General features: G+C 68.6%; 12 protein-coding genes and 1 pseudogene. 9 read left to right on the top strand and 4 right to left on the bottom strand.

Features of this window, described 5'->3' with window-relative positions:
* Window positions 1-111: 111 nt before the first annotated feature.
* Genes VI480_RS00575 through VI480_RS00565 form a run of 3 tightly spaced genes read left to right on the top strand, consistent with a single transcriptional unit; the run spans window position 112 to window position 1,936 of the window.
* Window positions 112-297: a hypothetical protein gene (locus VI480_RS00575; RefSeq protein WP_323670862.1), complete on the top strand. Its 186-nt coding sequence runs from the start codon at window positions 112-114 to the stop codon at window positions 295-297.
* 45 nt (window positions 298-342) lie between these two features.
* Entirely contained in the window at window positions 343-783 is a 441-nt protein-coding gene (locus VI480_RS00570; RefSeq protein ID WP_323670861.1) for a hypothetical protein, read from the top strand.
* A 31-nt stretch (window positions 784-814) separates the two neighbouring features.
* Window positions 815-1,936: a substrate-binding domain-containing protein gene (locus VI480_RS00565; protein WP_323670860.1), complete on the top strand. Its 1,122-nt coding sequence runs from the start codon at window positions 815-817 to the stop codon at window positions 1,934-1,936.
* A 16-nt stretch (window positions 1,937-1,952) separates the two neighbouring features.
* Here the strand turns inward: VI480_RS00565 and VI480_RS00560 are convergent, their stop codons facing one another.
* Window positions 1,953-2,603: a DUF4389 domain-containing protein gene (locus tag VI480_RS00560; RefSeq protein WP_323670859.1), complete on the bottom strand. Its 651-nt coding sequence runs from the start codon at window positions 2,601-2,603 to the stop codon at window positions 1,953-1,955.
* Between the two features lie 74 nt (window positions 2,604-2,677).
* Window positions 2,678-3,085: a hypothetical protein gene (locus VI480_RS00555; RefSeq protein ID WP_323670858.1), complete on the bottom strand. Its 408-nt coding sequence runs from the start codon at window positions 3,083-3,085 to the stop codon at window positions 2,678-2,680.
* 88 nt (window positions 3,086-3,173) lie between these two features.
* On the opposite strand from VI480_RS00555, the gene VI480_RS00550 reads away from it, so the two are divergent.
* From VI480_RS00550 to VI480_RS00525, 6 genes are all read left to right on the top strand, one after another.
* Complete coding sequence (locus VI480_RS00550; RefSeq protein WP_323670857.1) at window positions 3,174-4,658, top strand: amidase; 1,485 nt, start codon at window positions 3,174-3,176, stop codon at window positions 4,656-4,658.
* Window positions 4,616-6,247, top strand: coding sequence for an amidase (locus VI480_RS00545; RefSeq protein ID WP_323670856.1), 1,632 nt, complete (start codon window positions 4,616-4,618; stop codon window positions 6,245-6,247). Before VI480_RS00550 ends, VI480_RS00545 begins: the two co-directional genes overlap by 43 nt.
* Window positions 6,244-6,753: a hypothetical protein gene (locus VI480_RS00540; protein WP_323670855.1), complete on the top strand. Its 510-nt coding sequence runs from the start codon at window positions 6,244-6,246 to the stop codon at window positions 6,751-6,753. Before VI480_RS00545 ends, VI480_RS00540 begins: the two co-directional genes overlap by 4 nt.
* A 71-nt stretch (window positions 6,754-6,824) precedes the next feature.
* Entirely contained in the window at window positions 6,825-7,265 is a 441-nt protein-coding gene (locus VI480_RS00535) for a hypothetical protein (RefSeq protein ID WP_323670863.1), read from the top strand.
* Window positions 7,172-7,510 (top strand): fumarylacetoacetate hydrolase family protein, encoded by a 339-nt coding sequence (locus VI480_RS00530; RefSeq protein ID WP_323670854.1) that lies wholly within the window; start codon window positions 7,172-7,174, stop codon window positions 7,508-7,510. Before VI480_RS00535 ends, VI480_RS00530 begins: the two co-directional genes overlap by 94 nt.
* Before the next feature lie 314 nt (window positions 7,511-7,824).
* A complete protein-coding gene (locus tag VI480_RS00525; protein WP_323670853.1) occupies window positions 7,825-9,186 on the top strand; it encodes a M15 family metallopeptidase in 1,362 nt (453 codons plus the stop codon).
* Here the strand turns inward: VI480_RS00525 and VI480_RS00520 are convergent.
* Window positions 9,140-10,702: a DNA polymerase Y family protein gene (locus VI480_RS00520; protein WP_323670852.1), complete on the bottom strand. Its 1,563-nt coding sequence runs from the start codon at window positions 10,700-10,702 to the stop codon at window positions 9,140-9,142. The genes VI480_RS00525 and VI480_RS00520 overlap by 47 nt on opposite strands.
* A gap of 58 nt (window positions 10,703-10,760) precedes the next feature.
* Window positions 10,761-11,342, bottom strand: a pseudogene (locus tag VI480_RS00515) (hypothetical protein); the annotation flags it as partial.

Here is an 11,342-nt window from a genome sequence, read left to right as displayed (position 1 = left end):
CCTGGGAGACCGGTGATGCCGACTACATCTGAGCGAGTGGGCGCCGAAATGGAACGCTGGCCGGCACGGAGGGAGTCAGCAGGCAGAACCGCCAACGCAAGCGAAGCTGACGTGACGGCTGCCAAGCGCGCGAAGCCGGCCGAGGCCGCGTTGACCCTGCTGCTGACGCTCAGCTTCAGCGCGATATTGGTGATCGCGTGGCTGTGGGCTTTGGCGATGTGGTATCCGGCGTCAAGCCCGCCCGTCGCGGACCCGAACCATGGCTGCGGCCCTATGATCGCCTGCCTCGACGCATGAAGCTTGCACATAACTGGCAACGCAGCCATGGCTACCATCGACACCGTGACCGACAGCGGCGAGGTACAGGCCGCCGAGACAGCCGAACCTCCATCGGCTGACCCATCCCGTGTGGCTGTGCAGGTCTCCCCAGTTCCCGCTGCGTCCGTCGGCCAGCCCTGTTTGACCCAGCAGCGCTCCATGACGCTGGTCGTCACCGTCTTCGGCACCGTCATCACCGCGCTGCTCGGCGGCATGTTCCTGTTCATGGTCTCCGCCATCGACGACGTGCGCGACGAGATCAGCACCCTCCGCGTCGAGATGAACTACGAGATCGGCAGCCTGCGCAGCGAAATGAACGCCCGCTTCGCCAAGGTGGACCGGAAGTTCGACCAGATCAACGCCGTGCTCATGGACCACAGCGACCGGCTGGCTCGTATCGAGACGTCGCTCGACATCAGCGGTCGGCCGCTCAACGGCGAGACCAGCGACATCGCAGAACCATGAGCCAGCATTCCGTGGCACGGACCGGCTTGCCATGAGCGCTGCGAGCAAGACAGTGTCAGGCAGCCGGACCCGGAGGCCAGCGTTCGCGACGTGGGTGGCAAGCCTGCTCGCAGTGATGTGCGGGCTGGTCGTGACTGGCTGCGGCGGCGAAACCGTCGCTGCGGACAGCGACGCAGTCTCGCGCGGCAGCGGCGTCGTGACGGTGGGTTTGATCACCAAGACTGACCAGAATCCGTTCTTTGTCGCGATGGCTGACGGTGCCGCCCAGAGAGCCGCTGAACTCGGCGTCGAGTTGCACACCTTCGCCGGCGCATTCGACGGCGACTGGGAGACGCAGGCCGCCGCCGTGGACGAACTGGTCGCGCTGGGTGCGCACGGCATCTTGATCACACCCTCAGACCCGGCTGCCTTGGCCCCCGTCATCGAGCGGGCCCGCGGGCGCGGCGTGCTGGTGATCTCGCTCGACACGCCCTTCGAGGACCCTGAAACCGTGGACGGCACCTTTGCCACCGACAACTTCGCAGCCGGCGAGCTGATCGGCCGCTGGGCCAAGGCCCGAATGGAGGCTGCCGACACCGAGGCCCGGATCGTCACCCTGGACGGCTATCGAGCGCCGATCTCGGTAGACGTGCTGCGAAACCAAGGCTTCCTGCAGGGCTTCGGTGTCGACCTGAATGATGCCCACGAGCGCTATGACGAAGACGATCCCCGCCTTGTCACTCACGGCCTCACTGCGGGCACAACCGACGGCGGCCGAGATGCGATGGCGGCGCTTCTGGCCGAACAGCCGTCGGTGAATGTGGTCTACGCCATCAACGAACCCGCCGCAGCAGGTGCCCACGAGGCGCTTGACGCGCTCGGCCTGGCCGCAGACGTGCTGATCGTCACCATCGATGGCGGCTGTGAGGGGGTGCGCAGCGTCGCGGCCGGCGCCTTCGGCGCAACCGCCATGCAGTTCCCGCTTGACATGGCACGCCTCGGTGTCGATGCGGTGGTGGACTATGTGACGGCCGGGACGCTGCCGGAGCCGTCGCCCGGTCGATCATTCCGGGACACCGGCACGACGCTGGTGACCGACCAACCCGTCTCAGGCATCGAATCCATCACTGCGGAGACAGCCCTTGAGCACTGCTGGGGCGAACAGCAGTCCTGAACAGCGGCGATCTCGCTCAGCGCATCGAGAACGGTGGGTAGCGGTCGGTGGTGAGCAGCCACATGTAGGCCGCGACCCGCAGCCACCAGCGGTTCACACCCAGCACGAAGTCGAACAGACCGCGGGGATACCGGCCGGTGAACAGGATCGCGAACCATGCGATCACCACGCAGACCACCTCGGCCACGCTCAATACCGCCAGCACGATGTAGTGCGGGATCGCCAGGAACCACTTGACCAGCGGCAGCCAGCGATTGAGGTCGCGGGCTGCGTCGGGATAGTCGAGTTCCAGCCGGACGGCCTGATGCTCATCGGTCGACGGGTACTCATCGCGCATCAACGCCATGTACGCATAGACACGCGCTACGAACCTTGTCGCCTCGAGGTTCCAGTCGAACCACCAGCGCGGGTACTTCTGGCGGAACACGATCATCAGCAGCACCGGCAAGAACAGCGCCCCGCCCGAGATGAGCGTCCGCCAATCCGACCCGTCCGGCAAGCCGGCGCTGGCGAAACTGCCTCCGATCAGACCTGCCACGATCGCGACCGGTATCACGAGGAGTATCCGGAACAACGTCGTGGCCCGATTCAGGCCTTGCTCCGGATAGTCGACGTCAAGCCTCGCCGGGTAATCCCCGGCACCGCTCGCTTCAGCGCTTGCAGACATCGCTTCTCCCTCCGCTGAGGGCATCCATCGCCCAAACGGGGCCATACCGCCGACCCTGTCGGTCAGATTAGGCGCTACCGGCTCTCGGTCGATACCCGGCGGGGCACCCATGCGAGGAACCGGATGCCCGTGGTGCTGCCGTAGGCGTTGAGTCCGCCGAACGAGAGCACGCCGACGGAGTTGATCCCGCCGAACGACACGATCCCGATGCTGTTCAGCCCGCCGATGGCGACGATGCCCACGGAGTTCGCGCCGCCGATGGAGAGGATGCCGATGGCGTTCCATCCGCCGAATGCGACGACGCCGATGCCGTTGTTGGTGCCGACCGCGATGGCCGCTATGTCGCCGGTGGGCACCTCGTCAACCAGCCCCCATTGCGTGAGAGCGAACATCAGCGCCATGCCGCCGGCTATGGCCAGCGCCCACAGGAACGTCCACCCGCGCATCTTGTCGAGTTCGTGTTGGCCAGCGTCAGCAGTCATGCCAAGCCCCCTCTTGCAACTAGGCCGAACCTACACCGCCGTCGGAAGCGGGAAGACGGGCAGGCGTGGGCGCGGGTACGTTGCCCCCATGGACCAGGTCACCTCATCCGACCTCTCCGCCGGCACTCCCCTCAGCGGACTGCCCGACGGCGTGGCTACTGCGGAGCTGTTCGCTTCAGGCGAAGCCTCGGCCGTCGAACTGCTCGACGAGGCCATCGCGCGAGCCGACCGGATGAACCCGCAGATCAACGCCATCATCGGGCGGCTGGACGACAGCGCACACCAAACAGCGGAACGGCTCGACGCGGCGCGCGGCACGAGCGAGCCGCGCGCGTCGCTGGCGGGCGTGCCCTTCCTCACGAAGGACCTGACGTGCACGACCGACGGCCAGCCGTACCACGCAGGCAATGCTGCGCTCAAGGAGGCGGGTCACGTCGCATCGAGCACGGCTCATCTGGCCACGATGTTCGCCGAACTGGGCTTGGTGAACTTCGGCCGCACGAACACGCCCGAGTTCGGCCTGACCATCACGACCGAGCCGCTGGCATACGGACCGACCGCCAATCCCTGGAACACCGGCCATTCGACCGGCGGATCCAGCGGCGGCTCTGCCGCGGCAGTGGCCGCGGGCATCGTGCCCATCGCCCATGCCAACGACGGGGGCGGCTCCATCCGCGTGCCGGCGGCGAACTGCGGCCTGTTCGGCCTGAAGCCGAACCGGGGCCGGGTGTCGCTGGGACCCGACTCGGGAGACGGCTGGGCCGGCTTCAGCGTAGACGGTGTGGTGAGCCGCAGCGTGCGCGACAGTGCCCGGGTGCTCGACGGCATCAGCCGGCCCTGGCCGGGCGACCCCTACTGGGCACCGCCGCCGTCAGGCACATTCTCTGACGCTGCTGGGCGCGAGCCGGCATCGCTGCGGGTCGGCCTCTGCGCGCACTCCGACTGGGGGCCGGTGGATCCCGAGTGCGCCCAGGCGGTCCACGGCGCCGGCGAGTTGCTCGAGAGCCTGGGCCACCACGTCGACTACTCAGCGCCCAACGAGCTGTTCCACGAAGAGTTCTTCGAGCACTTCCGCACCATCGTGGCGGTGTGCAACGTGACTTCCCTGGCGGGCTACGAAGCCGCCCTGGGCCGGCAGATGAGCCGGGCCGACACCGAGGGCGACACCTGGGCGCTGATGCAGATCGGCCGCGAGATAAGCGGCGCCCAGTACATCGCGGCCGTGGAGTGGTGCCATGCGTGGACCAGGAGGCTGGCCGGCTGGTGGGCTGACTACGACGTGCTCATGTCGCCGATCATGGCCGAACCGCCGCCCCGGCTCGGCGAGCTGCGAAACCCCGAGACCGGCCGTGGGCGGCTGAATGACCTGCTGCAGTTCACGCCGCAATTCAACGTGACCGGCCAGCCGGCAATGTCAGTGCCCCTGCATTGGACGGCCGACGATCTGCCCGTAGGCGTGCAGTTCGTGGGTTCCCATGCCAGCGAGGAGATGCTGCTGTCGCTGGCGGGCCAGATCGAGCAGGCGGCCCCATGGGCCGCCCGCACGCCAGCGGTGTGGGCTGGAAGCGGTTGACGCCGTCTGCTGGGCCTGAGACGTCGGAGAGCGACGGCATGCCAGCCGAGCTGCATTCGGCTGATCTGCGCCCGGTCGACGCGACGGCACTGGCGCAGGCATTTGCATCCGGCGAGACGAATCCGGCCGAGGCGATGCAGTCCGCCCTGGAACGGATGGAGCGACTGAACCCGGCGCTGAATGCGATCATCCATCCCCGGCCCGAGCGGGCACTGGCCGAGGCAGCCGAGGCCGCCGCGCGCTGGGAGAACCGGCGGAGCAGCCCCCGGGCATCTCAGCAGGGAGTGCCGAGCCCGCACGACATCACGTTCGACGGCATTCCCATGGCCATCAAGGACCTCGGCTGTGAGCAAGCCGGCGAGTTCCACCACGCCGGGGCGCGATTCCTGGTCGAGCTGGGCTGGCGCGGAAGTCTCGACAGCCACCTGTACCGGTTGCTGCGCGCAGCCGGCATGGTCTCAGTCGGTCGCACGAACACCCCCGAGTTCGGCACCACCATCACGACCGAGCCGGTTGCCTACGGCCCCACGGCGAACCCGTGGGATCTGACCCGCTCGCCCGGCGGCTCCAGCGGGGGCTCAGCGGCCGCGGTGGCCGCAGGCATCGTTCCGGTTGCGCACGGCAACGACGGCGGCGGCTCGATCCGGGTTCCCGCAGCGGCCTGCGGATTGGTGGGGCTGAAGCCCTCGCGAGGCCGGGTCTCCACCGCTCCGCGGCTCGGCGAGCACCGCGGCGGCTTCGCTGTGGACGGGATGCTCACGCGCAGTGTGCGCGATGCGGCACGATGCCTCGACATCATCAGCCACCCGGCACCGGGCGATCCCTATGTCGCTCCCCCGCTGCGGCCCGGCGAGTCATTTGCCGACGCCCTGAGCGCGCCGCTGCCGCCCTTGCGCATCGCGATGTCGACAGGAGGACCCGGCCGAGCGACAGCGCCAGCGCGGCACGCCGTCGAGCTCGCTGCGAGCCTGCTGGCCGAACTCGGCCACCGCATCGAGCCTGATGCTGCACCGGACGGCTGGTACAGCCCCGACCTAGCCGACCACACGATCGTGGTGCGCACCGTCGCCATGTCAGCCGAGCTGGCCGGCTGGGCAGAACGGCTGGGGCGTCCGATGACGGCCGACGACATCGAGCCTGCCAACTGGTGGTCCGCCGAGCTGGGTCGCTCGCTGCCGGCCTCCGCCTACGTGGAGTCGCTCGCCGAGCTTGCTGGCTGGCGCAGGCGTGTCATGTCGTTCTGGAAGATGAATGCCGCCGGCCAGCCGAGCACCCCGGATACCAGCGGTTACGACCTGCTGCTCACCCCAGTGCTCGCCGATGTCACGCCGCCGCTCGGCTGCCTGGCTGACCCGGCTGACGGCGCCCGGCGGATCGCTGAGCTGGCAACGTTCGTGAACCAGGCCAACGTCAGCGGGCAGCCAGCCATCGCGCTGCCCGTTGCGTTCGACCCTGCCGGGCTGCCGCTGGGCGTGCAGCTGCACGCTGCGCACGGTGGCGAGCACCTGCTGCTGGCCGTCGCCCAGCACATCACCGATGCCGGCGGGCTGATCCCGCTCGGCGATCTGCTGCCCCGAGAGTCGCCGTGACACCGTCGGAGCGGGCGCTTGCCCGGGCCGTCGAGCTGCTCGGCGAGGTTCACGCAGGCGTGCGCAGTGCCGTGGTGGTCACCGACGCCGAAACGGCGCGAGCGCACCGGCGCATCATGATCGTCCGGGTGGCCGCATTCGCCTTCGGTGCGGCCTTGGCAATCGCCTGGGGCATCGGCTGGCTGCTGATCGTGGCCGCCGTCGTCGCGCATCAGCTGCTGTTCAACGTGCAGCGGCTGCTGGCGGCCACCAGCGACGGTCTCGTGCTGGCCGACATCGGATTCCGCAGGGCGGTCATCGTTGCCCGATGGGGCGCCGGCACCGATGCCACCCTGGTGCTTCGCCCGAGCAGCCCACGAGTGGAGGTCTCCGTCGATCCGCCCCTCGACAACCGGGGCGTCGGCGAACCTTGGACGGGCCACGTGACTGGCACTGACCTCGACAGCTTCGAAACCACGATCCGCGCGGCCGGCGGCGAGCCGCTGCGCCGGACGGCAACCGACTGATCGTCCCGCGCACCGCGGGCACCCGCGACCGAATCGGGCGGACGGCGGCCGGCCCGGTACGGTGACGCGCCGTGAGACTGCTGCGTTACACCCTTGCCGGCGAGGGCTCCACTCACATCGGCATGGCGGCCTCCGATGGAGTGGCGCGACTTGACGGCGTCGAGGTAGACGGCGCCCCGATCACGACCATCGGCCAGGCAATCGCTGCCGCCTTGGCCGATCCGGCCGCGTTCGCAGGGGCTGCGGCCGACCATGGGTGGGACGACATCGCGTTCGCTGTTCCTGCCGACGTCGGCACTCGCATGCTGTGCGCCGGCGCGAACTATCGCAAGAAATACCCGCTGGGCGGCAAGGTGCAGGCCCCGGCGCAGCCGGTCTATTTCAACAAGCCTCCGGGCACGACTGGCAGCGCCACAGCGTGGCCGCCGGCAAGAACTTCTTCCGCTCCGGGTCGATGGGCCCGTGGATCACGACGGCCGACGAGATCGCCGACCCGGCTGCGCTGGAGGTGATCTGCCGGGTGAACGGCGAGGAGCGCCAGAGGGCCAGCGCCAGCGAGATGATCTTCTCGGTCGCCGAGATCATCTCCTACATGTCAAGAGTGATGCCGCTCGAGCCCGGCGATGTCATCGCCACCGGTTCGCCCGAGGGCACTGGCGGGTCGCACGACCCGCCGCGCTGGCTGGTTGCGGGCGACGAGATCTCCTTCGAGGTTCCCGGCATCGGAGTCCTCCAGAACCGGGTGATCGACGAGTAGCCGGGTCGCCCGACGCCATCAAGCTGAGAGCCGGCTGAGAATCTCTGGGGCGACACCCACAACCGACCGCCCATCGGTACCTTGGGCCGAAGGTCCCGGTCGTCGCTCGCGGCGGCTACAAGTGACCGCAGGCTGACAACGGCGCCGGCCCGAGGCCGGCCTCAGCAAGGACGCGCCCGGTGCGAGGTTCACAGCGGCAATCGCGCCCCACCACGGCAGGCCGCACCGCTGCACGCCCCGCCACTGGGCGCCGCAGCATGGCGCGCCGTGGAGCTGCTGCGATCGCGTTCGCTCTCGTCGTCAGCGTTGTGCCAATGGCCTCTGGGGGCGCGCAAACGCAAGCATCCGACGAAGAGATGGCTCGCCTCTGTGCACGAGTGGCTCGCACCAGCGCCACACAAACCGGCGTGGCCAGCGCCGAGCTGAGAGAGCGCCGACGAGAGTTAGAACAGAACCAGACTGCACTCGAAGCAGAACGCGCAGAGGAAGAACGCGTCCGCGAGGAGGCCCAGGCGGCATTGGTCGCCAAGGTCGGCGAGGTGGATCTCGCCACCGCCGATGTCCACGAGGTGCTCGAAGCCTTCGATCAGCTGAAAGTGCTCGTCAACGGTCAGCGTGCCGATCTCGACCAGGCCGAACTCGAACTCGCCGCGGCCGAAGCCTCTGTCGAAGCCGGGATCCAGCGAGTCCTGTCGCTCGACGCCCAACACGCCGAGCTAGGCGAAAGAGTCGTGGAACTCATCGTGCAGACCTACGTCGGCCACGACGCCTCGGTGGAAGGTTCCTACGGCTTGGTGCGCACCGGCGACATCTACGACGCCGCCCGCATCCGGGTGCTGATCGGCGCCGCGCTGGGCGATCTCAGCGTGACCGGCGATCAGCTGCGTGCCCTCGGCGTGGATGCTGAGTTGGCTGTGCGTGAGTTTCGGCGGGCCGAAGAACTGCGCGACATCCGCCGTGAGGAGTCCGCACAGGCTCTCGATGATCTCCTCGAAGCAGTGGAGCAAGAGGCGATCCTGCTCGAAGAGCTGGAGAACCGGCTTGACAAGCTGCTCTTCGAGCAAGTGACGCTGGAGGAATGGGATGCCGAAGCCGCCGCAGATGTCGCCGAGACAACCAGCCAGATCGCTGGCAGCATTTCCCAGCAGCAGCGCATCTCCACCGAGCTCAGACGCCGCAGCGATGAGGAACGCTGCCGCGCATGGCAGGCAGAGCAGGAAGCCAGACGACGCCGCGAAGGCATTGCGGGGCAGCCGATCAGCAACGACTTCGACCGCAGCGAACTTACCTGGGTGGGCCCGATCCAAGTACACGAATCGATTGCAGGCAATGTGCGGGCCCTGCTGGACCACGCTGCCCGCGACCCTGATCTGCCTGGAAGGCTGACCGGCAGCGGCTACCGGAGTGCCGCCTCGCAGATCGCGCTGCGGCGGGCGCACTGCGGCACCAGCCAGTGGGCGATCTACCAGAAGCCCTCCTACCAGTGCCGGCCGCCCACGGCCCGTCCCGGGCGTTCCATGCACGAGCGCGGCCTCGCGATCGATTTCGTCTACAACGGCCGATCAGTCACCAGCCGCAACTCGACGGCGTTCCAATGGCTGAAGAGGAACGCCGCCACCTACGGCCTGTTCAACCTGCCGAGCGAGCCGTGGCACTGGTCCACCAATGGCAACTGAGACTCAGTCGTAGGTGGCCTCGCGCTGCCAGCGACCTCGCTCGACAGCGCAGAGATGGGCGGTGCCGTCGTCGAGCACCAGATGGAGCCGGGCTTGGCGACGACGCTCTGCGGGATCCCACCAGCGCTCGTCCAACGGCCACGGCCCTGCCCATGCCGTGATGCGGTTCTTGCGCCCATCGGCCCGGCGCAACACGGCCGGGGGCGCGCTGGCCTGTGCTCCCCAGAGGACCAGCTGTGCTTGATGCGCCGGTCCCTAGAGGACCGGCGGTGCCGAACGGGAGGCGCTGCTCGAGATCGGCAAAGCGGCGGCCGGAGCCCAGGCGGCCAACGGTGACCCCGTCAAAGCCGACCAAGGTCTGAACTCGCTGCAGCGCTCGCTCGGCCCGCTCGTCCGCCTCAGACTGGCCGCCCCAGAAACCGAGCTGCCGCCCTTCATCGGGAAGCGTCTCGACCGCCCGCAGCCGGATGAACGAGACACCGCCGGTGGGGCTGTTCTTGCCCTTGGCGCTGCGCCAGCCGTCGAGCTGCCAACGCACACGGTCGACCAGATCGGGCGGGCTGAAGCGGAATCCGTGGCGCCACCGCCCGCTGCAGGTCTCACCGTGCTCAGTTTCGGCACTGACCTCCACGCACACCAGTGCCTGACCCTCCCGGGCCAACTGGGCGTCAAGCTGATCTGCCAGAGATTTCGCGGCAAAGGCCACCGTGTCGAGCCGATCCGCGGGCGGGTCAATCTCGGTTTCGACGCTGAGATCAGGATGAGCGGCGGCAGGCTGGCTCAGGCGAGGGTCGCGCCCGCTGGCCAGTGCGTGCATCCACTCCCCTTGCGTGCCGAACCTGCCGACGAGGTCTCCCACAGGCAGTGCCGCAAGGTCGCCCAGAGTGCGCAGGCCCAGCTGCCACAGCATGCTGAGCAGATCATCCGTTGTCCCATCGGCAGCGCAGCCCGTCAGCAGGGAGCATTCCTCGGCCAGCGTCCCCAATGGCAGCCCGCCCAAGAACTCTGCGCTGCTGCCGGGGGGCACCACCAGCACCGGCGTTGACGGGGTTCGGGCCAACGCCGCCCTCCCAGCCATGCCAGCGGCAAACAAGCCGTCGGCGATGCCGACGCTGACAGATGATGCTGGGTCGTACGCGCCGGTGGCCAGCACTTCAGTGACGGTGCGATGCGCCAGCTCCGCCAGCGCCTCGTCTCCGCCGTAGTAGCGCGACGGGCCTCGGGTGGCGACGACGCAGCAACCGGGTGCCAGCACTTCGACTCTCGGCGTCAGGTCTTCCAGCGCAGCGACCACGGGGGCGAAACAGCGCGCGTCGAGATCGGGGTCGTGCTCGGCCAGCTCCAAGACGGGACATTCAGTCTGAGCCTGGCGACGGCGCATTCCTGGGCGTATCCCCGCAGCAGCAGCCGCAGACGTGACAGCGGTGATGCGCCCGGCGGAGACCACCGCTGCTGGTGTGCCCGGGTCGAACCCTGCTGCGACTGCAGACCAGTTCCCGACCTCCGCTGCCAGCATCCGTGGCGGGATACCGGCAGGTTCGTCCTGGCTGGCCAAGCCGGCCCGGCTGTCGTGGTTACCCCGCACGGCGCTGCAGGGGGACGACGGCATCGTTACCGCTTCCCGAGGCGTCGGCTATCGAGATGCCGTTCTGGGCGGAGACGACCTGAGCAGGCCAGGAAACGGTGTCGATCGCACCGCGGACGGCGGTGATGTGCCCGTTGGCATCGGGCAGCCACAGGACGGCTCGTCGCGGCAGCGACGCCGCACCGCGGCCCGCAGCAACCACCTCGGCCCGGCGTTCCCGCAGCCGGCCGTGCCCGTGCCCGAGACCGGTCCACGCAGCACGTTCCACCGTCATGGTCACGTCTGGACTGAATGCGCCGGCTGGGTTCGATGCGCCGACGCCACGAGCGCCGGCTGGGTTCGATGCGCCGACCTCGATCACCACGGTTCCACGCTCCCGCAGGCGAGTGCGCAGGCGCCGACTGTGGGCAGCCGCCAGCCGCACTCCCCCAGCCAGCAAGATCACGTCGACATTGCCGATCAGGGCATTCAGCACTTCGGCTGCGGCGCTGCCGGGTTCGTCCACGAAGGCCCACCGGTCCAGCGATGCCCCCCGCTCGGTCACCGCCGAGACACCCATGCGCCCCAGCCC

The sequence above is a fragment of the Candidatus Poriferisodalis multihospitum genome, assembly GCF_028283155.1.
GTDB lineage: Bacteria > Actinomycetota > Acidimicrobiia > Acidimicrobiales > Poriferisodalaceae > Poriferisodalis > Poriferisodalis multihospitum.
Note: the sequence above shows the minus strand (reverse complement) of the source record. Positions and strands in the feature narration are given on the sequence as shown.